Here is a 21,397-nt window from a genome sequence, read left to right on the forward strand (position 1 = left end):
GCCATCTGGTGAAATGGGTAACATACAGCAACACAAGGCCAGGAACCACATGAATCAACAATATTCCGCAATGCGAAGTAATGTCAGTATGCTCGGTAAGTTGCTGGGCGACACGATTAAAGAGGCTTTGGGAGAAGATATTCTTGATAAAGTTGAAACGATCAGGAAGTTATCCAAATCATCCCGCGCAGGTAACGAGGCTCATCGTCAACAGCTTTTATCGACACTGGAAAATTTATCCAATGATGAATTACTCCCTGTCGCTCGTGCCTTTAACCAGTTTTTAAATCTGGCTAACGTGGCCGAACAATATCACAGCATTTCACCCCATGGAGAAGCTGCGAGTAATCCGGTAGCGCTGGCAGCATTATTCAATCGTCTGAAAGACAAACAATTCAGCAATGATGATTTGATCAAAGCAGTGAATGACTTGGCGATTGAACTAGTCTTGACGGCACACCCGACAGAAATTGCCCGCCGAACATTGATTCATAAACTCGTTGAAGTGAATGGCTGTCTGGCACAGCTTGATCATGATGATTTGGCCGATTATGAGCGCAATAATATTATGCGTCGCTTACGTCAGTTGATTGCCCAATCATGGCATACTGATGAGATCCGTAAGATTCGCCCAACCCCAATCGATGAAGCAAAATGGGGGTTTGCGGTAGTTGAAAACAGTCTGTGGGAAGGTGTGCCGGCGTTCCTGCGTGAATTCAATGAACAGTTGGAAGCATCCATCGGATATCACTTGCCAGTGGAAGCCGTACCAGTTCGTTTCACTTCCTGGATGGGGGGAGATCGTGATGGTAATCCTAACGTTACCGCCGAAATTACCCGCCATGTCCTGTTGCTCAGCCGTTGGAAGGCTGCCGATCTGTTTTTGAAAGATATACAGATTCTCGTTTCTGAACTCTCCATGTCGGAATGTACACCCAAACTTCGTCAAATGGCGGGTGGTGAGCATGTTTTAGAGCCTTACCGTGAAATTGCCAAACAATTGCGAACGCAATTGAGTAACACTCTGGCTTATTTGGAGAAATGCCTTAAAGGTGAACAAGCTTTACCCCCCACGGATTTGCTGCTGCATAACGAACAACTTTGGCAACCCTTGTATGCTTGTTACCAATCCCTGAAATCCTGCGGAATGGAGATTATTGCGAATGGGCAGTTGCTGGATACCTTGCGCCGGATCCGCTGCTTTGGCCTGTCTTTGGTGCGGATTGATATTCGTCAGGAAAGTACTCGCCATACTGATGCCATTGCAGAGTTAACGCAATATTTGGAAATGGGGAATTATGCAAGCTGGCCTGAAGCCGAGAAACAGGCGTTTTTGTTGCGTGAATTGAATTCGAAACGCCCTCTTATTCCGCGTGACTGGCAGCCAAGTGCAGAAACCCAAGAGGTTTTTGAAACTTGCAAAGTCATTGCCGAATCACCACAAGATGCGATTGCTGCCTATGTTATTTCCATGGCGAAAGTGCCTTCTGATGTGTTGGCGGTGAAATTATTGCTGAAAGAGGCGGGTTGTTCATTATCATTGCCTGTGGCGCCGTTGTTCGAAACCCTTGATGACCTGAATAATGCAGAAAGTGTGATTCGGCAATTGCTGGGAATAACATGGTATCGCGATCTGATTAAGGATAAGCAGATGGTGATGATCGGTTATTCAGATTCAGCAAAAGATGCCGGGGTGATGGCGGCATCTTGGGCACAATACCGGGCACAGGATGCTTTAATCAAATTGTGTGAACAAGAAGGTGTGACATTAACCTTGTTCCACGGACGCGGCGGCACGATTGGTCGTGGTGGTGCGCCAGCGCATTCAGCTTTGCTCTCTCAGCCACCGGGCAGTCTGAAAGGAGGATTGCGTGTCACTGAGCAGGGAGAAATGATCCGCTTTAAGTTCGGCTTGCCGCAGGTGACGATCAGCAGTCTGGCGTTGTATGCCAGTGCGATACTGGAAGCAAACTTATTGCCACCGCCGGAACCCAAACCAGAATGGCATCAAATCATGGATACACTCTCGGATGTTTCCTGCGATATGTATCGTGATTATGTGCGTGAACAACCGGAGTTTGTGCCTTATTTCAGGGCCGCAACGCCTGAACAAGAATTAGCAAAATTACCGTTGGGTTCGCGACCTGCTAAACGTCGCCCGACAGGCGGTGTAGAAAGTCTGCGAGCTATCCCGTGGATATTCGCATGGACACAGAACCGCCTGATGTTGCCGGCATGGTTAGGTGCGGGTGCAGCACTGCAACGAATCATAGTTGAAGGCAAACTATCGGTTTTAACGGATATGTGCCGCGACTGGCCATTCTTTAATACACGTATTGCCATGTTGGAGATGGTGTTTGCCAAAGCCGATTTATGGCTGGCGGAGTACTACGACCAACGTTTGGTAGAGCCAAAACTGTGGCCTTTGGGAGTACAATTGCGTAACCAACTTGCGGAAGATATCAAAACGGTACTCGCTATTGCGCAGGATGAGCAATTAATGGCGGATTTGCCGTGGATTGCAGAATCCATCGCTTTGCGTAACGTATATACTGATCCGTTGAACGTACTACAAGCGGAATTGCTACAGCGCTCTCGCCAACAGGAAAATCCTGACCCGCATCTTGAACAGGCGCTGATGGTGACAATTGCAGGTGTTGCGGCAGGAATGCGAAATACGGGATAGTTTTTTAAGAATTTTTAAATCATCAAAGCCGAATGGGGAACTGTTCGGCTTTGATTTGAAATCATTAAGAAGGCCGGACTCCTAGCGTATGGCAGATGGCATAACTCAGCTCTGCCCGGTTCAGGGTATAAAAATGAAAATCTTTCACTCCTTCACGACTGAGAATTTTCACCATATCCATTGCGATAGAGGCACCGACTAAGTTGCGACTTTCCGGATCATCTTCCAGCCCTTCAAACATTTTTGTCATCCAACTTGGGATACGAACATTAGTTATGGTGGCAAATCGTTGTAACTGACGGAAATTCGAAACAGGCAAAATGCCCGGTACAATTTCTACATCAATTCCCGTTGCAACGCAGCGATCGCGAAAACGCAGGTAACTTTCGACATCAAAAAAGAATTGGGTAATGGCACGATTGGCTCCCGCGTCAATTTTGCGCTTTAGATTAATCAGATCAGCTTGCGCGCTTTTCGCTTCTGGATGTACCTCCGGGTAAGCAGCAACAGAGATATCAAAATCGGCTTCTTTTTTTAAAAGCTCGACTAAATCAGCACCATACATTTCTGGTTTGCCGCTGTCATTAGGTAGATCGCCACGTAATGCCACAATATGGCGAATGCCATTTCGCCAATAATCATGGGCAATGTCGCGTAGCTCTTCACGGCTGGCATCAATGCAGGTCAGGTGTGGTGCCGCATCCAACCCCGTTTTTTCTTTGATTCCCTTGATGATGCTATGAGTACGATTACGTTCACCTGAGTTAGCGCCATAAGTGACGGAAACAAATTTGGGTTTCAGCTTGCTCAAACGGTCAATGGATTTCCACAGGGTTTGTTCCATCTCAGGAGTACTGGGTGGAAAGAATTCAAAGGAAACACGAATTTGCCCATCAAGCTCAGCTAAATTCTGATTCAGCGCTTCTCGCTGATTAGCGTGAAAAAAACTCATACCCTGTACCCTCTTGAACAAGCGGAGTTTTTTGTTATATCCGCTTACGTTTGGATGTTTAAATGTTTATGTATCTATCCGTTTAGATGTCTAAATAGAATGGGCGAAGCGGGATTTTTAGTCAATTGAGAAATGGCTTATTTCCGATGAGTAATATTCAAAGTGATCAGGAAATAAATTCATGTTGGGGATATATGAAAAGAATGAGTTAACTCACCATTTCAACGTCACGGACTGCCACCCTGAAAATATTAGTTACTTATTGTTATTAAACACTTGTGTAATGTTTTTATTTTTATTTGTTATCTAATTTAACTTTAATGTTATTAATATATTGGCGGGGGCAGATGAAATACAGTGGGTTCAGGAGGTAGTTGTAACAACAAGGCATTGAATTTAAAAAAGCACTTGGAGGTGGCAGTCAAAAAGTTAGCTTAAATGGTCAGCGCTCAGTTTTCCCCGACCACGGTTCCAAAGAAATGCCGGAATCTACCTCTGATGAACTCAGTGGGCGATTCTGTTGATGAGGCAATTCTGGAAGCGGTTGAGGGGTTGGTGACGGCTATAGCGATAGAGATTGATGAACGCAGCCCAATTCCCCTTGGTAGTGCACCTAAGGATGGTGAGTATGTTGTAAATGTACCTGTTCTGGTGGCAATGAAAGCGGCGTTGCATAACGCTATGATTGAAACGGGCACTCGGAAATCTGAGTTGGCACGTAAAATGGGGCAAAAACCAATACAAATTGATCGATTATTTGATGTCGAGCATTCATCAAAAGTGGAAACGGTAGAGCTGGCTTTGCATAAGCTTAATCGCAATGTGGAAGTTTCTATAGTGGTCACAACGGCATTCTAAATAACCCGAATGCTGCTTAAGCCGTCACTAAGTCACCTTTGCCAGAATGGGAAAGATGCAGTGACGGTTTCTTCTTTTTCAAACAATAGGCAATGAGTCCACCCAACACAGTTAATAGAAATCCCTTGATACTGCGGTGACATGAGTGCTCTATCTGAGAGACATTCTTTAACTGCCCATTGATCGTTTCAATAATAAAATGATTTTATAACATTATGTTATTCCACACGGTGAGGATATGTTCTTTCATATTACGGTACCTTTGAGTGATCAAAGTCACGCCAGTTTCTGCTAAATTGTCCTTGAGCGCTTGACTGAGATAACCTCTGATGCCCTTCTAAGTGTCAAGTTGTCATTTGCATGCTGATGATTGACGATCAAGACAGTAGCTTATTATGTGAATCAGCCATTCAAAAGACGCATGATTATCTGCCTTAACCAACAATGAGCAGTATCTATTTCCTGCCGTTTGTGCCAAACCATTTTAAAATCGAAAGGAGCAATATTAAATGGTGGGGGAAATATCCGTAGATTAGAGTCATTTTTTACACTGTTCAAACTACGGTGAGCCACTGTGAGAATTAAATCAGTTCCAGAAATGATATCATTGGCTATGCCCCAGTGAGGTAGTTGCACACTAATCTTTCTATGTAAACCTTCTTTCGCTAAAACACGATCAATATCGTCTTCTGCGCCTGCTCGCATAGCAACAGATACATGAGGGCGTGCTAACCAAGAACTTCGGTCTAGATATCCATTTTCTGGAATAGTTGATGCGTCAGCTAGACAAGAAAATTTTTCGACAAATAAAGTGTGTACCCGCAAAGCCTCAGGTATCTTTTGCGGAAATACTCCGAAAGCGAGATCAACTTCGTTATCGATTATGTCAATAAGCATGGATTCCCGGCTAGCTTGACTTATAGATAATTCAATATTAGGGGCAATAGTGCGAAATGTTCGGATTAAAATGGGTAATAGAACACGAGCTCCATAGTCTGACATCGATAAACAGAATGTTCTTTTGGTCTGAGCTGGATCGAATAATGGGGGTTCAATTAGTGTATTAATTTGTCCTAAAATCTCACGAAGAGGTATGAGTAATTCTTGAGCTCGAATAGTTAGTTCAAGCTTTCCAGAGCGGCGAACTAGCAAAGGATCATCAAACAGATTACGCAAATTTGCAAGTGCATGGCTTATTGCTGGTTGACTTTTATGTAGTCTATTTGCCGTACGAGTGATGTGCTTTTCAATTAATAAAACTTGCAAAGTCACTAATAAATTAAGGTCAATATTTCGTAAATTATTCATAGATCTTATAATGAAAAGTTTTTTTAATAGGGAACATAAAATGTAACAAAAATATACTCAGGTGGTTTTAAAGATTAAAAAATGATATCGTTAGATTAAAAACAGCACATAAACTGCAATGGTAAATTGGCCATCTTATGAATAGGAGTTAAGAGAACATTTCATCCATTATGTTACGCGCATTATTTTGTGATTGCATGGCAGATTCATTTCCTAGCGATAATCCTTCTGCGAAAATGAACTCAACATCGGTAATCCCAATAAAATTCAAAATGAGATTCATGTATGGAGTCAGTAAATCAGAAGGGCTATCTTTGTAGATCCCACCACGAGCGGTCAATACGATGGCTTTTTTGCCTTCTATTAACCCCTTAGAGCCGGACTCAGTATAACGAAACGTAACGCCTGAACGGATAATTAAGTCAAAATAATTTTTTAACTGAGTTGGAATGTTAAAGTTATACATAGGTACTGCAATAACAATTACGTCATGATTTTTTAATTCTGAAATTAATGAATTAGATAAATTTAGTGCTTCTTTTTGTCGATCTGTTAAATCAATATTATTTGTGCATAATGCACCTACTAATTCATTATCAAGCACAGGAATTGGATGTTTAGCCAGATCTCGAATGGTGACTTTATTTTCTGGTTTATTATTTGACCATTTTTCAATAAAATAATCTACCATTTTATTACTTTGAGAGTATTGCTCTAGAATGCTAGATTTAAGTATAAGTGCTTTACTCATGTTTGGTTCCTTATAATAACATGGTGATGCCAATGTCGTAGTAACTAATCATATACTATGAAAAATTAGAGCATAAGATGTATTAACATCACCAAAGCATATTTATAAAATGTGATAATAAAAAAACTTACAATGGTTTAATTTTTTATTATTTGTAACTGATTGAGTTAAAATGCTTAATGTTAAGTTTTCTATGGATATTTATTTCTAACTTTTATTGGTAACCATAGTGAAATATTGCACCATCAGAACACCAGAAAAAATTAATACTATTCCTAATAGCTTTCCTAAATTTACTTCTTTAATTGGCAATCCCATTAATCCAAAATGATCAATCAGTACAGATGTAATAATTTGACCAGCTATCACACATATAATGAAATTAGTTGCGCCTAGCTGTGGAGTCAGAATGAGAGCCGCAGTAATGTATATCACTCCAGCAATACCACCAAACCAAGACCATATTGGTAAGTTTGCTGCCTGAGCAATCTGTGGCGTTGGTACTCTCATTGCTAGCAAAACTGGAATAACAGCTAATAAGCTCACTAAAAGTGATACTATAGTTCCCCATAGCGGATGCCCTAAATTGCGGCCTAATGCAGCGTTAGCACCAGCTTGCAGTGGCACTACAGCTCCAGCAAAAATTGCTCCACATGTCAAAATAGCAGCTGATGTTGAAATAGGGAATGTCATTGATATTACCTCAAATTAACTTTAAATCATGTTCTTGGTGTTTAACTATATTCCTTAGTTAAATATTGGATTCTAAAACTCGGTAGTATTAAACATGTTTTTCTTTTACTTGAACGAAAGGTGCACCCAGTGGGTATGTGATAACATTTTAATACGTGGTCATTCTTGAACATTAATCAAAAGAATTGAAATCATTTTTTTAATATAAAATTATTCAAATAATGAATGATTGGCTGCTGTCATATCGTTTAATTTTGCTGGCACAAAAAACAGATATCTTAAGCAGAAAAACCTCGGGCACTCACCGAGGTTATTATACGTAGTGACAATCAACCCGCATTCAAACAAAAATGCTCCACAATCTGTGAAAGCAGTTTCCTTGTTGGTTCAATAAATGTCATATCCAAGAATTCATCGGGTTGATGTGCTTGTTCAATCGAGCCCGGTCCCAAGACCAATGTGGGGCACAACTCCTGAATAAAAGGCGCCTCTGTACAGTAGTTGACGGTATCCGCTTTCGTTCCTAGTAGTTTTTCAATCACACCAACCAATTTATGGTCCGTTGGGCATTCATAACCCGGAATCGGGGGATGGAGTTCCGTTACGTTCAGGCGCCCGGGCCAGCGTTGTTTTACGGGTTCCAATGTCTCATTCAGCAATCCATTTAAATCTTGCAAAGTCAATCCAGGAAGAGGGCGGATATCCATATGTAGTTCGCAGCAAGCACAAATGCGGTTTGCAGCATCCCCGCCATGAATATGGCCGAAATTCATGGTTGGATAGGGAATGACGAAGGCCGGATTGTGATAGCGCTCTTGCAAGGTGTTGCGCAGTTCTATCAATCGAGTAATGGATTCATACATTAGATCAATGGCATTAACACCTCGCGCGGGATCGCTGGAGTGCCCTGATTTTCCTTCAATTCGGATCGATTGAGCTATATGTCCTTTATGGGCGCGGATCGGTTGTAATGATGTTGGCTCACCAATAATTGCGAAATCAGGCCGAATGTTGGCATTGGCAGCAAAGTAACGTGCGCCGGCCATTGATGTTTCTTCATCAGCGGTAGCCAGAATATAAAGAGGATGAGAGAGTTTACTGACATCAATATCCCGCAGAGCATCAATGATAAAGGCAAAAAAGCCTTTCATATCAGCCGTGCCAAGCCCATATAACTTTCCATCGCGTTCGGTGAGTGTGAAGGGATCTTGTGTCCAGCGCCCGGCATCAAAAGGAACGGTATCCGTATGACCACACAGTAGTAACCCTCCCGAACCACTGCCCAATGTAGCCAGTAGATTGAATTTACCCCGGGTTTCAGGGACAGCTTGAATTTCAATCGAAAAACCAATCTCTTTTAGCCATTCCGCCAGCAGATTGATAACAACTTCATTGCTTTGATCCAGCTCAGCATCAGTGGCACTGATAGAAGGCGCTGCAATGAGATGATGATATAACTTAATAAATGGCGGTAATTTGATATTCACTGTTGACAGCCCTTACTCATAATAGTATCAATATTAATTCATTTTAACTGAATAAAAATGCAATTATATCGTTGGGTTAATACTACAAGGTGAATAAATCCCATGTTGAATGCGTTGATAGTTGGTGCCAGTGGTTATACCGGAGCTGAGTTAGCAGCATATCTGCAACGCCATCCCCATGTCCATCTCTCCGGTTTGATGGTTTCTTCCCAAAGTTCAGATGCAGGGAAATGTTTTTCAGCGCTTTACCCGCAATATAAAGGCATGCTGGATTTACCCTTACAGCCGTTGACTGATGTTTCTGAGGCGGCGCGTGGTATTGATGTGGTTTTCCTCGCGACGGCTCATGAAGTCAGCCATGACATTGCACCGATATTTCTGGCATCGGGCTGTATTGTGTTTGATTTATCAGGTGCCTACCGAGTACAAAATACACAGTTTTATAAAAAATACTATGGATTCGAACATAAAAATTCAGCATGGTTAGAACAGGCAGTGTATGGATTGGCAGAATGGCAGGCAGAAAAAATCAAGCAAGCCCAGTTGGTTGCGGTGCCCGGTTGTTACCCTACTGTTTCCCAACTTTCATTGAGACCGTTGCTCGAAAAAAATTTACTGGATACGGAATATTGGCCCGTGATCAATGCAGTCAGTGGTGTCAGTGGCGCAGGACGAAAGGCATCGATAACCAATAGTTTCTGTGAAGTCAGTTTGCAACCTTATGGGGTTTTTAACCATCGCCATCAACCTGAAATTGCGACACATTTAGGTACAGAAGTGATCTTCACACCGCATTTGGGCAATTTTTCACGCGGGATTCTTGCCACAATTACCTGCAAACTGCAATCGGGTGTGACAGAAGAACAAGTCAGAGAGGCTTATTTGCAGGCTTATCACGATAAGCCGCTGGTACGTTTATATAACCAAGGTGTACCTGCGCTGAAATCTGTTGTTGGTTTGCCGTTCTGTGATATTGGTTTTGCTGTTCAGGGGCAACACTTGATCATCGTGGGGGCTGAGGATAATTTGCTGAAAGGTGCCGCCGCACAGGCCGTGCAGTGCATGAATATTCGTTTTGGGTATGAGGAAACTCAGGCATTGCTTTAACCCAAAATAGATTGAATACCAAAAGAATCAAAATTCCGACAGATGTTAATACTGACAGAGGATAAATCCGATGGAGCCGTTAGTTATCAAGTTGGGTGGGGTGCTATTAGATAGCGAAGAAGCACTGGAACGGTTATTTACCACATTGCAGTTGTACCGAAAGACCCATAAGCGCCCGCTGGTCATTGTCCATGGTGGTGGCTGTTTGGTTGATGAACTGATGCAGAAATTGCAGTTACCGATTTTGAAACAGCAAGGTCTGCGAGTCACGCCAGCAGATCAAATCGATATCATTACTGGAACATTGGCGGGAACAGCCAACAAGAAGTTACTGGCATGGGCAATAAAATATCGATTGCCTGCCATTGGGTTATGTCTGGGAGATGGTGGCATTGTGAAAGTATCCCAACTTGATGAAACGTTTGGTCATACAGGAAAGGCTCAGCCCGGACATCCCGATTTTCTGAAAATTTTGCTGGATGTGGGCTATATGCCAATTATCAGTTCGATTGGTATGACGGAGCACGGTGAGTTGATGAATGTGAATGCGGATCAGGCAGCGACTGCCATTGCGCAAGTGTTAAACGCAGATTTGGTTTTGTTATCCGATGTTAGCGGTATTTTGGATGGCAAAGGCCAGAAAATCCCGGAAGCTACATCGGAAAAGATCGAACAGCTTATTGAGCAGGGCATTATTACCGATGGCATGATCGTAAAAGTGAATGCAGCTCTGGAAGCCGCAAAAACGCTTGGGCAGCCAGTGGATATTGCGAGCTGGCGGCATGCGGAACAATTGATTGCGTTATTTAATGGCATCCCTGTTGGTACACGAATTTGGGGCTGATGAATTTTTGGGCTGATTGAGAACATGGCCTTTGGCTGAGATAAAAACAAAATTAAAAAGGTTATCCCTATGACGAAAAGCATTAAAAAAATTGTGTTGGCATATTCCGGTGGGTTGGATACCTCTGCCATTATTCCGTGGTTGAAAGAACATTATGATAATTGTGAAGTGATCGCGTTCGTTGCTGATGTCGGCCAAAGTCGTGAAGATCTGGAAGGTGTCGAGCAGAAAGCATTGCGTTCTGGTGCTTCTGAATGCTACGTCGTTGATCTGCGTGAAGAGTTCATTAAAGAGTATGTTTATCCTGTGCTGAAAACCGGTGCGTTGTATGAAGGCAGCTACCTGCTTGGTACGTCAATGGCTCGCCCAATCATTGCCAAAGCACAGGTTGAACTGGCATTGAAAGTGGGGGCTGATGCCGTCGCCCATGGTGCAACGGGTAAAGGTAATGATCAGGTTCGGTTTGAAAGCACTTATACCGCCTTGGCACCGCATCTGAAAGTTGTTGCCCCGTGGCGGGAATGGGATCTGCGTTCCCGTGAGGCACTATTGGATTATTTGAAAGTTCGCGATATCCCTACGACCGCAACGCTGGAAAAAATTTATAGCCGTGATGAAAACGCATGGCACATCTCAACTGAAGGTGGGGTGTTGGAAAGCACGTGGAATGCCGCCAACAAAGATTGCTGGGTGTGGACAGCCGAGCCAGAAGATGCGCCTAATGAACCAGAATATGTCACTGTCACCGTTGAGAAAGGTGAAGTGATTGGTGTGAATGGTCAGTCTTTTTCGCCTTATCAATGCCTTAACGAATTGAATGCTCTGGGGGCTAAGCACGGTATTGGGCGGATCGATATTGTGGAAAACCGTTTGGTGGGCATGAAATCCCGTGGCTGTTATGAAACCCCAGGGGGAACCATCATGATGGAAGCGCTGCGTGGTATTGAGCAATTGGTTCTGGATCGCGATAGCTTCAAATGGCGTCAGCAACTGGGGCTGGAAATGTCTTATGTTGTCTATGATGGGCGTTGGTTTGCACCATTGCGCCAGTCAATTCAGGCAGCGGCGGAAATGTTGGCAGACAGTGTCAGCGGGGAGGTTGTCCTTAAACTCTATAAAGGGCAGGTAACAGCCGTGCAGAAAAAATCCGCCAATAGTCTCTATTCTGAAGCGTTCGCTACTTTTGGCGAAGATGAGGTTTACGATCACAGCCATGCTGAAGGCTTTATTCGCCTCTATTCACTTTCTTCACGTATCCGTGCGCTGAATAGCAAAAAGTAATTTCTTAATCATCGACAGTAAAAAGATAAAGAGAACAGGAAGGATATTATGGCACTTTGGGGCGGACGTTTCAGTCAGGAAGCCGATCAGCGGTTCAAGCAATTTAACGATTCACTGCGTTTTGATTATCGTTTGGCTGAGCAGGACATTGTTGGTTCAGTTGCATGGTCAAAAGCATTGGTTACGGTGGGAGTATTAACTACCGGAGAGCAGCAAAAGCTGGAGCTGGCTTTGAACGAGCTACTGGATGAAGTGCGAATCAGCCCCAAGGCCATTTTGCAAAGTGACGCGGAAGATATTCACAGTTGGGTAGAAGGGCAATTGATTGCGAAAGTGGGAGATTTGGGGAAAAAACTCCATACTGGGCGTAGCCGTAATGATCAGGTCGCAACCGACCTGAAATTATGGTGTAAGGATCAGATCGCCCATATCCTGAACGCATTGATTGAGTTGCAGCAAGCATTGGTACTCACCGCTGAAAATAAGCAGGATGCAGTGATGCCCGGTTATACCCATTTACAGCGGGCTCAGCCAATTACTTTTGCCCATTGGTGTCTTGCCTATGCGGAAATGTTGGGACGTGACGAAAGCCGTTTGCAAGATACATTGAAGCGGTTGGATGTCAGTCCGTTGGGATGTGGCGCGTTGGCAGGAACGGCTTACGATATCGATAGGGAACAATTGGCATCATGGTTAGGTTTTGCTTCCGCAACACGCAATAGCCTGGATAGCGTTTCCGATCGGGATCATGTCTTGGAGCTATTGTCAGATGCAAGCATTAGTATGCTCCACCTTTCGCGTTTTGCAGAAGATCTGATCTTCTTTAATAGCGGTGAAGCCGGATTTGTTGAATTGTCAGATCGGGTAACTTCCGGCTCTTCTTTGATGCCACAAAAGAAAAACCCAGATGCGCTGGAGCTTATTCGTGGTAAGTGTGGCCGGGTTCAGGGGGCTTTAACAGGGATGATGATGACGCTGAAAGGCCTTCCGCTTGCTTACAATAAAGATATGCAGGAAGACAAAGAAGGCTTGTTTGATGCACTGGATACCTGGTTGGATTGCTTGCATATGGCGACACTGGTACTGGATGGCATTCAAGTGAAACGTTCTCGTTGTGAGGAGGCAGCAAAACAGGGATATGCTAATGCAACTGAGCTGGCTGATTATCTGGTGGCAAAAGGTGTTCCATTCCGTGAAGCACATCACATTGTTGGTGAGACTGTAGTGGCAGCCATCACTAAAGGTAAGGCACTGGAAGAACTTTCTTTACTTGAATTACAAAAATTCAGCGATGTTATTTCAGTGGATGTTTATGACGTTTTATCGTTGCAATCCTGTCTGGATAAGCGTCTGGCAAAAGGTGGCGTAGCACAAAAACAAGTGAAGCAAGCGATTGCTCAGGCAAAGCTGCGATTTAGGTAAAAAAACCAATAATCACAAGCCGTTGATAGTTTTTTGCCCTCATGGATATAATGATTTATAGATCAATACTATCATTGATATCAAAAGCAGAGGTGGGAATGAATATCCGCGATCTGGAATACCTTGTGGCACTTGCTGAATATCGGCACTTTCGCCGGGCCGCTGATGCTTGTCATGTCAGCCAACCAACATTGAGTGGGCAAATCCGCAAATTGGAAGATGAATTGGGCGTGATGCTGCTGGAACGTACTAGCCGCAAAGTATTGTTTACCCAACAAGGTATGTTGTTGGTGGAACAGGCCAAAACCGTATTGCGTGAAGTCAAAGTCTTGCAGGAGATGGCTTCTCTTCAAGGTGAAAGTATGTCTGGGCCGCTGCATATCGGTCTTATTCCTACAATCGGCCCCTATCTTTTACCGCTTATCATTCCTGAATTGCATAAATTGTTTCCCAAATTAGAAATGTATCTGCACGAGGAGCAAACCCAAAACTTGCTGGCGCAGCTTGATAGCGGAAAGCTTGATTGTGCTATTTTGGCGTTGGTGAAAGAAACTGAGGCATTTATTGAAGTGCCGCTTTTTGAAGAACCTATGAAACTGGCCGTGTATGAAGAACATAAGTGGGCCGAACGAGATCAGGTCAAAATGGGTGAGCTGGCCGGTGAGAAATTACTGATGTTGGAAGATGGTCATTGTTTACGTGATCAGGCAATGGGTTTCTGTTTTCAGGCGGGAGCCAAAGAAGATACCCATTTCAGGGCAACCAGCCTGGAAACGTTGCGCAATATGGTGGCAGCGGGTAGTGGTATTACATTATTGCCTGAATTATCGGTTCCACGAGAGAGAAAACGTGATGGTGTATGCTATCTGGAATGTGATCAACCGATACCCAAGCGCTCCGTTATATTGGTCTATCGTCCCGGTTCACCTCTGCGTGGTCGCTATGAGCAATTGGCAGAGGCGATTAGGGCTAAGATGGGTAATTATTTCGACATTCTCGGAAAAATATCAAAATAACCGGTTTAACCCATTGAGCGCTGCAACACGGTAGGCTTCCGCCATAGTTGGATAGTTGAAGGTGGTATTAACGAAATATTCGATATTATTGCCTTCACCTTTTTGTTCCATAATGGCCTGGCCGATATGAATGATCTCTGCTGCACGTTCGCCAAAACAGTGAATACCCAAGATCTGCTTTGTTTCACGGTGGAATAGGATTTTGATGCTGCCGACATTCATTCCCGCAATTTGTGCTCTTGCCAGATGTTTGAATTGAGCGCGTCCTACTTCATAAGGGATTTTCAGGGCGGTTAATTGCTGCTCGGTCTTACCCACTGAACTGATCTCTGGAATGGTATAAATTCCTGTTGGGATGTCTTCCACCAGATACAGGTCTGCGTTACCCGTTGTTATCGCTCTTGCTGCAATGCGCCCTTGATCATAGGCCGCAGAAGCCAGACTTGGATAGCCGATAACATCACCAACCGCGTAGATATTTTCATTACTGGTCTGGTAAACACGGTTAACTTTCAGTAAGCCACGACTGTCTGTTTCCAACCCGACATTTTCCAACCCGAGTGTGTCTGTATTACCTGTTCGGCCATTGGCATATAGCAGGCAATCAGCTTTAACTTTTTTGCCGGATTTCAGGTGAACAATCACACCATCATCAACACCTTCGATCTTTTCATATTCTTCATTGTGGCGGATGATAATGCCACTATTCCAGAAATGGTAAGACAGGGCATCAGACATTTCTTGATCAAGGAAAGACAGCAGATGATCACGGGTATTGATCAAATCTACTTTAACGCCCAACCCCCGGAATATAGAAGCATATTCACAGCCAATAACCCCCGCCCCATAGATAATCACGTGACGTGGCTCATGATCCAGTTGCAGGATGGTATCACTGTTATAAATACGAGAATGGGTGAAATCGACGTCAGGAGGGCAGTAAGGGCGGGAGCCGGTGGCAATGATGATTTTATCAGCACTCAATACGTCAACACTACCATCGGCATAACGAACACTGACCCGATGCTCATCAATGAATGTTGCTTCTCCGGCAAACATCCGGCACCGATTGCGTTCATAAAACCCTTGGCGCATTTTCGTTTGCTGGTTAATGACGACTTCAGCATGGCGCAGGATTTCAGAAAACGATGAACGGAGAATGCGGGAGTTATCACTGTAGAGAGGGTTTTGATTAAATTCGATAATGCGACTGACTGCATGGCGGAGAGCTTTCGACGGAATGGTGCCCCAGTGAGTACACCCACCACCGACATTATTGTAACGTTCTATAACAGCAACGTTTTTATCTTGTTTCACCAACCCCATTGCTGCTCCTTCCCCGCCGGGACCAGAGCCAATTACAATGGCATCAAAATGAGTATATTGCATAGAGGAAAGACCTGTTTTTACACAAAATAACAACTCTATCTTAACATTACTTGATGTAATAACCCAATGAGCATACGGTTTTTATCTCATTGTTTAGAAATAAAACAGAAAAACATCGAATAATATCTTTAAGAGAACAATCACAGCAAACCCCGCAGAATCTGTTATATTTGCCTCATCATAGGGTCAAGATAGATCAGGATTGTTGTGAGTAACGTAACCGGCGTTAGAGCAAAACAGAAAGAAAAAACCCGTCGCTCCCTGATTGAAGCAGCATTCAGTCAACTTAGCGCTGAACGTAGTTTTACCAGTTTGAGTTTGCGGGAAGTGGCTCGCGAAGCTGGTATTGCACCGACTTCTTTCTATCGTCATTTTCGGGATGTGGATGAATTAGGTCTGACGATGGTAGATGAAAGTGGTTTGATGTTGCGTCAGTTAATGCGTCAGGCCCGTCAGCGTATTGCAAAGGGTGGCAGCGTCATTCGTACTTCTGTTTCAACGTTCATGGAATTCATAGGCAACAATCCTAACGCGTTCCGGCTATTGTTGCGCGAACGCTCCGGTACATCGGCTGAATTTCGTGCGGCTGTGGCACGGGAAATCCAACATTTTATTGCCGAATTGGCAGACTATCTTGAACAAGCGAGTCATATGCCACGTCATTTTACCGAAATACAAGCCGAGGCGATGGTGACAATTGTATTCAGTGCAGGTGCAGAAGCGCTGGATATTGATGAGGAAAAAAGGCGTCGCCTCGAAGAACGTTTAGTTTTACAACTCCGCATGATTTCCAAAGGTGCTTATTATTGGTATCGTCGTGAGCAAGAAAAAAACACTGTCCCTAAAGCGATCCCTAAAACTTCTGAATAATAATGAAAGGAGAATAATACGATGGAACAATACCGCCAAGATAAAAGCACAATGTTGCTGGCTCTTATCGTTGGAATGGCAACACACGGAACTTTCTCAGCATTCTTCAATTCACATGTGCCTTTTTCTGTTTTCCCTATTATCGCATTGGCACTTTCTCTGTATTGTCTCCATCAACGTTATTTAAATTACCCAATGGCAGAAGGTTTGCCAAAACTGGCAACAGGATCTTTCTTCTTGGGCATGTTTATGTATAGCGCATTTATTCGGATGGAATATCCAGAAATTGGTTCTAATTTCCTGCCAGTCGTCATTGCCACTGCCTTGGTATTTTGGATCTACTTAAAGATGAAAGGGCGCAAACAGCAGTCAAGGTTCACGGCAGAAAGCCAAAGCTGATAGTTTTTTAAAGTTGTAGTTTTTTAAAATTGATAGTTTTTAGCGAGAACGGTTCAATAAAAAACGCCACAAGATTAATACGGTGGCGTTTTTGTTTTTCAGTCAGCAGTAATGATCATTTATGGGGGTTAGGTTCTTTTTTCCAGCAATACACCGCATTCCATATGGTGGGTATAAGGGAATTGATCAAAAAGTGCCAGTTTGCTGATTGTATGAGTTTTCGTCAGTGTTTCCAGATTTTGGCAGAGTGTTTCAGGATTGCAGGAAATATAAAGGATACGTGGATATGCCTGAACCATTTTGATGGTATCTTCATCCAGACCGCTGCGCGGTGGGTCAACAAAAATGGTTTCACATTGATAACTCTTTAAGTCAATTCCTTGCAGTCGATTGAATTCTCGCTCTCCATTCATTGCCTGTGTAAATTCTTCCGCTGACATACGGATAATCTGTACATTATCAATGTGGTTCGCTGCGATGTTAAATTGTGCGGCAGCAACTGAAGGTTTGGCAATTTCTGTCGCCAGTACTCGGTCAAAATTCTGCGCCAGCGCCAGAGAGAAGTTGCCATTACCACAATAAAGTTCAAGCAAATCGCCTTTAGAGCCTTTGGTAATATTAATCGCCCACTCCAACATATGAATATTGATGCTGGCATTCGGCTGTGTGAAGCTGTTTTCAACCTGACGGTAAATCATGGTCTTACCTGCAACAGGTAATTCTTCATCTATATGGTCATGATCGAGCATGATTTTGGTTTTTGCAGCGCGCCCAATAAGCTGGACATCAAATCCTTCTGCGATTAATTGGTTGCGTAGAACGGTTGCATGTTCACGCCATTCATCACTCAGTTTTTTATGATAAAGCAGGGAAACAATGATTTTGTTGCTGCGGGTGGAAAGGTAATCCACTTGAAACAGTTTATGACGTAATACGGGATTATCTTTTACGCCAGCAATGATTGCTTTCATCATGCTATTGATAAGCTGATTGGCAACTGGAAATTGATCAATACGGATACGTTGCTTGGTCTGCTGATCAAACATGATATGGTACAGGTCATCTTCCTCATGCCAGATACGGAATTCTGCTCGCATCCTGTAATGTGATGCAGGAGAACGGAAAACTTCAGGCTCAGGGGCGCTAAAGGGGGTCATCATTCCTTTTAGACGATGGGCCTTTTCCATCAATTGGTTTTCATAATTTTCCGTTGGTAAAGCATTCTGCATTATCTGGTTCTCGTATGGTCGCATTAAGAAAAATTTCCGAGCGGCATTGTAGGGGAAGCGCAAAGGTAGGGGAAGCGTAAAGGATGTCCAGTTTTCTGGTTTATCGGCCTATTTTTTGATGGGGAGGGATTCTGGACACCCTACGGCCTTTATCATAGCATGACTCTTCATAGTTAGGCGCATAGCCGTTAGATACCACTCTCTCATCGCAAATCTTATGGCAAATAAAAAACACATTCTTTTAGCTGCTGCGTCTGTTGCAGTGTTTTCTGGTTTGAGTCACGTTGCAGTTGCGGATAATCAAGATCCGATAGTAGTTACAGCTAATCGTTTTAAACAGCCGATTTCCTCAGTTTTAGCACCAATGACGGTAGTGACTCGTGAAGATATAGATAAGTGGCAATCTAGTAGCTTAGTTGATGTCTTACGCCGTTTGCCGAGTGTTGATATTGCGCAGAATGGCGGTATCGGGCAGCATTCATCTTTATTTGTTCGCGGTACAAACTCAAGTCATACACTGGTGCTGGTGGATGGAATCCGTTTGAATCAGGCAGGTATCACGGGTTCGGCCGATTTTAGCCAAATCCCAATTTCAATGGTGCAGCGAATAGAATATATCCGTGGTGCTCGTTCTGCCGTATATGGCTCTGATGCTATCGGTGGGGTAATCAATATCATCACTAAGCGGGAACAACGCGGAACAACACTAAATGCAGGAATAGGATCTAATGGATATCAGAATTACAACGGCTCGACACAGCAAAAACTCGGTGAGAATACTTTATTAACCGCAACAGCAGGTTATACCTATACCAAAGGGTTTGATGTTGTTGCTGGTAAAAGCAGCAATGAACCTGATCGAGATGGGTTTATGAGCAAAATGTTATGGGTTGGAATTGATCATAAATTCAATGATCAACTCAGTGGGTTTGTGCGTACATACGGTTACGATAATAGGACAAATTATGATGATGTTTTTACGGATACCCGAGAATTATTCAGTCGTAATTACGAAACCGGAATTCAATTTAATCAAGGTATTTATTCTTCTCAACTCACTGCCAGTTACAGTCATGCTAAAGACTATAATTTCAAACATAAGCGTTATGAGGGAAATGCGACGCTGAGTGACTCCAAACAATACAACTTTCAATGGGGAAACTTATGGCAGATTGGCCATGGTGCAATCAGTAGTGGAGTTGATTGGAAAAGGGAATCAGTTGCCGCAGGCTCCAACTATATTCCAGAACAAAAAAATGTTAATAACACAGGCTTGTACTTAACAACACAGCAAAAAATCCATGATTTCACTTTGGAAGGGGCTGTGCGTTCAGATCGCCATGCTGAATATAATTGGAATACAACATGGCAAACGGGTGCGAGTTGGGAATTCATTGATGGTTATCGTTTTATCGTTTCCTATGGTACGGCATTCAAGGCGCCGACTTTAAATCAGCTTTATAGCCAATGGGGTAATGAAAGTCTTAAGCCAGAAAAAAGTAAACAATGGGAAGGTGGAATTGAAGGATTGACTGGCCCACTGAATTGGCGTTTGTCCGTTTATCGTAATGACATTGAACAATTGATAAATTTTACCAATAACCATTATGAAAATATTGGTAAGGCAAAAATAAAAGGTGTTGAGTGGACGGGAACAATGGATACCGGCCTTTTTCAGCATCAACTTACAGTACAGTATGTTAATCCGCGCGATGGCAATGATCAGCAACTAATTCGTAGAGCTAAGCAGCAAGTTAAATACCAATTAGATTGGGAAGCCTTCCATGTTGATTGGGGAATAACCTATCAATATATTGGTCAGCGTTACGACCGAGATTATAGTGTGTATCCTGCGAAAACAGTGAAATTAGCTGGCGTAAGTCTATGGGACATCAACGCCTCATATCCAATCACTGACCACCTTACAATACGTGCTAGAATAGCTAATCTGTTTGATAAAAATTATGAGACAGCCTATGGCTATCGCACTCCAGGAAGGGAATACTACCTCACTGGTAGCTACAACTTCTGATTTAAACAAGACCACCCGTCCAACGATTCTGGTTTTTGATTCCGGAGTGGGTGGTTTATCTGTCTATCAAGAGATCCGGCAATTATTGCCGGATCTCCACTATATATATGCTTTTGATAATGAAGCTTTCCCGTATGGAGAAAAAACGGCCGAATTAATTATCGACAGGGTTGTTCAAGTTGTTGATGTCATCCAGAGAAAACATCCTTTGGCAGTTGTCGTTATTGCTTGCAATACGGCCAGTACAGTCAGTCTGCCAGCTCTGCGTGAACGTTTTCCCTTTCCTGTCGTTGGTGTCGTGCCTGCAATTAAGCCCGCCGCAAAACTGAGCTGTAACCGTGTTGTTGGATTATTGGCGACACGTGCTACGGTGAATCGCGACTATACCAAAGAATTAATTACCCGATTTGCGACGGATTGTCAGGTCTACTCAATAGGATCATCTGAGCTGGTGGAATTGGCGGAGAGAAAACTACACGGTAAGGATATTCCACTAAAAGAGTTGGAGAAGATATTGAAACCGTGGATGAAAATGAAAGAGCCTCCGGATACTGTCATTTTAGGTTGTACCCACTTCCCTTTAATCGCAGAAGAGCTTTCACAAGTTTTACCTGATGGAACAAGGTTAGTTGATTCTGGGGCGGCTATTGCCCGCAGAACCGCGTGGCTGGTTAAAAATCGGGATGATTTGTTTTTAACAACGATGGATAACTTGGCTTATTGCACAAAGATGGAACCAAATAGTGAAGCTCTGCGCCCTGTTTTACGTGAATATGGCTTCCAATCGCTGGAAAAACTATCAACTTAAGTGCAATTCGGCGTAATAATCGCCAGTCGGTAATTTTTTTCAAAAAAACTATTGTCAGCGGCGTAAAACTCCCTATAATGCGCCACCACTGACCGACGCCGCGCTGAGACAAGCCGCCGAGGAAAGTGGGAGGAGGGCGAAAATAACCGCTTGACTCCGGAGGCGAAAAGCGTAAGATACGCAGCCTCGCAACCCGGAAGAAGATTTCCAGTTGCAATGCTCTTTAACAAATTAATCAGACAATCTGTGTGGGCACTCGCAAGAC

19 protein-coding genes and 1 pseudogene are annotated in these 21,397 nt (G+C 43.4%); 11 read left to right on the forward strand and 9 right to left on the reverse strand.

What is annotated here, in order from left to right:
* The first annotated feature begins 49 nt into the window (after positions 1 to 49).
* Entirely contained in the window at positions 50 to 2,686 is a 2,637-nt protein-coding gene (gene ppc / locus Xmir_RS17315; RefSeq protein WP_145956921.1) for a phosphoenolpyruvate carboxylase, read from the forward strand.
* A gap of 64 nt (positions 2,687 to 2,750) precedes the next feature.
* Here the strand turns inward: ppc and metF are convergent, their stop codons facing one another.
* Positions 2,751 to 3,638 carry a methylenetetrahydrofolate reductase gene (gene metF, locus Xmir_RS17320; protein ID WP_099115385.1) on the reverse strand — a complete coding sequence of 296 codons (888 nt, stop codon included), beginning with the start codon at positions 3,636 to 3,638 and terminating at the stop codon, positions 2,751 to 2,753.
* 498 nt (positions 3,639 to 4,136) lie between these two features.
* On the opposite strand from metF, the gene Xmir_RS17330 reads away from it, so the two are divergent.
* Complete coding sequence (locus Xmir_RS17330; RefSeq protein WP_244170968.1) at positions 4,137 to 4,496, forward strand: type II toxin-antitoxin system HicB family antitoxin; 360 nt, start codon at positions 4,137 to 4,139, stop codon at positions 4,494 to 4,496.
* A gap of 16 nt (positions 4,497 to 4,512) precedes the next feature.
* Here the strand turns inward: Xmir_RS17330 and Xmir_RS29405 are convergent.
* From Xmir_RS29405 to argE, 5 genes and pseudogenes are all read right to left on the reverse strand, one after another.
* A pseudogene (locus Xmir_RS29405) lies at positions 4,513 to 4,830 on the reverse strand (transposase); the annotation flags it as partial.
* A gap of 68 nt (positions 4,831 to 4,898) precedes the next feature.
* Positions 4,899 to 5,804 (reverse strand): LysR family transcriptional regulator, encoded by a 906-nt coding sequence (locus Xmir_RS17340; RefSeq protein ID WP_099115387.1) that lies wholly within the window; start codon positions 5,802 to 5,804, stop codon positions 4,899 to 4,901.
* Positions 5,805 to 5,952: 148 nt separating this feature from the next.
* Positions 5,953 to 6,555, reverse strand: coding sequence for an FMN-dependent NADH-azoreductase (locus Xmir_RS17345; protein ID WP_099115388.1), 603 nt, complete (start codon positions 6,553 to 6,555; stop codon positions 5,953 to 5,955).
* 207 nt (positions 6,556 to 6,762) lie between these two features.
* Positions 6,763 to 7,248, reverse strand: a complete 486-nt coding sequence (locus tag Xmir_RS17350) for a DMT family transporter (protein ID WP_099115389.1) — start codon at positions 7,246 to 7,248, stop codon at positions 6,763 to 6,765.
* A gap of 329 nt (positions 7,249 to 7,577) precedes the next feature.
* Entirely contained in the window at positions 7,578 to 8,735 is a 1,158-nt protein-coding gene (gene argE, locus Xmir_RS17355; protein ID WP_099115390.1) for an acetylornithine deacetylase, read from the reverse strand.
* Between the two features lie 102 nt (positions 8,736 to 8,837).
* On the opposite strand from argE, the gene argC reads away from it, so the two are divergent.
* The 5 genes from argC to oxyR all read left to right on the forward strand — a co-directional run bounded on the left by argC (position 8,838) and on the right by oxyR (position 14,405).
* On the forward strand, positions 8,838 to 9,842 hold the full coding sequence (gene argC / locus Xmir_RS17360) for an N-acetyl-gamma-glutamyl-phosphate reductase (RefSeq protein ID WP_099115391.1): 1,005 nt from the start codon (positions 8,838 to 8,840) through the stop codon (positions 9,840 to 9,842).
* A gap of 70 nt (positions 9,843 to 9,912) precedes the next feature.
* Positions 9,913 to 10,686, forward strand: a complete 774-nt coding sequence (argB, locus tag Xmir_RS17365) for an acetylglutamate kinase (protein ID WP_099115392.1) — start codon at positions 9,913 to 9,915, stop codon at positions 10,684 to 10,686.
* A gap of 69 nt (positions 10,687 to 10,755) precedes the next feature.
* Positions 10,756 to 11,967, forward strand: a complete 1,212-nt coding sequence (locus Xmir_RS17370) for an argininosuccinate synthase (protein WP_099115393.1) — start codon at positions 10,756 to 10,758, stop codon at positions 11,965 to 11,967.
* A 48-nt stretch (positions 11,968 to 12,015) separates the two neighbouring features.
* Complete coding sequence (gene argH, locus Xmir_RS17375) at positions 12,016 to 13,389, forward strand: argininosuccinate lyase (RefSeq protein ID WP_099115394.1); 1,374 nt, start codon at positions 12,016 to 12,018, stop codon at positions 13,387 to 13,389.
* A gap of 98 nt (positions 13,390 to 13,487) precedes the next feature.
* A complete protein-coding gene (gene oxyR, locus Xmir_RS17380; protein WP_099115395.1) occupies positions 13,488 to 14,405 on the forward strand; it encodes a DNA-binding transcriptional regulator OxyR in 918 nt (305 codons plus the stop codon).
* Here the strand turns inward: oxyR and sthA are convergent.
* A complete protein-coding gene (sthA, locus tag Xmir_RS17385) occupies positions 14,397 to 15,794 on the reverse strand; it encodes a Si-specific NAD(P)(+) transhydrogenase (RefSeq protein ID WP_099115396.1) in 1,398 nt (465 codons plus the stop codon). The genes oxyR and sthA overlap by 9 nt on opposite strands.
* Positions 15,795 to 16,001: 207 nt before the next feature.
* Between sthA and fabR the strand changes: the two genes are divergently transcribed.
* Both fabR and Xmir_RS17395 read left to right on the forward strand, forming a co-directional pair.
* Entirely contained in the window at positions 16,002 to 16,664 is a 663-nt protein-coding gene (gene fabR, locus Xmir_RS17390; protein WP_099115397.1) for an HTH-type transcriptional repressor FabR, read from the forward strand.
* Positions 16,665 to 16,685: 21 nt separating this feature from the next.
* Complete coding sequence (locus Xmir_RS17395; RefSeq protein ID WP_099115398.1) at positions 16,686 to 17,063, forward strand: YijD family membrane protein; 378 nt, start codon at positions 16,686 to 16,688, stop codon at positions 17,061 to 17,063.
* 128 nt (positions 17,064 to 17,191) lie between these two features.
* Here the strand turns inward: Xmir_RS17395 and trmA are convergent, their stop codons facing one another.
* On the reverse strand, positions 17,192 to 18,292 hold the full coding sequence (gene trmA / locus Xmir_RS17400) for a tRNA (uridine(54)-C5)-methyltransferase TrmA (protein ID WP_099115399.1): 1,101 nt from the start codon (positions 18,290 to 18,292) through the stop codon (positions 17,192 to 17,194).
* Positions 18,293 to 18,509: 217 nt separating this feature from the next.
* On the opposite strand from trmA, the gene btuB reads away from it, so the two are divergent.
* A complete protein-coding gene (btuB, locus tag Xmir_RS17405; protein ID WP_099115400.1) occupies positions 18,510 to 20,324 on the forward strand; it encodes a TonB-dependent vitamin B12 receptor BtuB in 1,815 nt (604 codons plus the stop codon).
* A complete protein-coding gene (gene murI, locus Xmir_RS17410) occupies positions 20,269 to 21,132 on the forward strand; it encodes a glutamate racemase (protein WP_099115401.1) in 864 nt (287 codons plus the stop codon). Before btuB ends, murI begins: the two co-directional genes overlap by 56 nt.
* On the opposite strand, the gene Xmir_RS27520 is transcribed toward murI, so the two are convergent.
* Positions 21,129 to 21,397 (reverse strand): hypothetical protein (locus Xmir_RS27520; RefSeq protein WP_208620453.1); only part of this gene is annotated, 269 nt, incomplete at its 5' end. The two genes, murI and Xmir_RS27520, sit on opposite strands and share 4 nt — an antisense overlap.

The sequence above is a fragment of the Xenorhabdus miraniensis genome (genome assembly GCF_002632615.1).

Excerpts from the sequence above, each read along its gene's own strand:
- Xmir_RS17350 (WP_099115389.1), bottom strand. The coding sequence starts at position 7,248 with ATGACATTCCCTATTTCAACATCAGCTGCTATTTTGACATGTGGAGCA.
- ppc (WP_145956921.1), top strand. The coding sequence starts at position 50 with ATGAATCAACAATATTCCGCAATGCGAAGTAATGTCAGTATGCTCGGT.
- argB (WP_099115392.1), top strand. The coding sequence starts at position 9,913 with ATGGAGCCGTTAGTTATCAAGTTGGGTGGGGTGCTATTAGATAGCGAA.
- sthA (WP_099115396.1), bottom strand. The coding sequence starts at position 15,794 with ATGCAATATACTCATTTTGATGCCATTGTAATTGGCTCTGGTCCCGGC.
- Xmir_RS17395 (WP_099115398.1), top strand. The coding sequence starts at position 16,686 with ATGGAACAATACCGCCAAGATAAAAGCACAATGTTGCTGGCTCTTATC.
- trmA (WP_099115399.1), bottom strand. The coding sequence starts at position 18,292 with ATGCAGAATGCTTTACCAACGGAAAATTATGAAAACCAATTGATGGAA.
- argC (WP_099115391.1), top strand. The coding sequence starts at position 8,838 with ATGTTGAATGCGTTGATAGTTGGTGCCAGTGGTTATACCGGAGCTGAG.
- Xmir_RS17345 (WP_099115388.1), bottom strand. The coding sequence starts at position 6,555 with ATGAGTAAAGCACTTATACTTAAATCTAGCATTCTAGAGCAATACTCT.
- btuB (WP_099115400.1), top strand. The coding sequence starts at position 18,510 with ATGGCAAATAAAAAACACATTCTTTTAGCTGCTGCGTCTGTTGCAGTG.
- murI (WP_099115401.1), top strand. The coding sequence starts at position 20,269 with ATGGCTATCGCACTCCAGGAAGGGAATACTACCTCACTGGTAGCTACA.
- oxyR (WP_099115395.1), top strand. The coding sequence starts at position 13,488 with ATGAATATCCGCGATCTGGAATACCTTGTGGCACTTGCTGAATATCGG.
- Xmir_RS17340 (WP_099115387.1), bottom strand. The coding sequence starts at position 5,804 with ATGAATAATTTACGAAATATTGACCTTAATTTATTAGTGACTTTGCAA.
- Xmir_RS17370 (WP_099115393.1), top strand. The coding sequence starts at position 10,756 with ATGACGAAAAGCATTAAAAAAATTGTGTTGGCATATTCCGGTGGGTTG.
- metF (WP_099115385.1), bottom strand. The coding sequence starts at position 3,638 with ATGAGTTTTTTTCACGCTAATCAGCGAGAAGCGCTGAATCAGAATTTA.
- argH (WP_099115394.1), top strand. The coding sequence starts at position 12,016 with ATGGCACTTTGGGGCGGACGTTTCAGTCAGGAAGCCGATCAGCGGTTC.
- Xmir_RS17330 (WP_244170968.1), top strand. The coding sequence starts at position 4,137 with ATGAACTCAGTGGGCGATTCTGTTGATGAGGCAATTCTGGAAGCGGTT.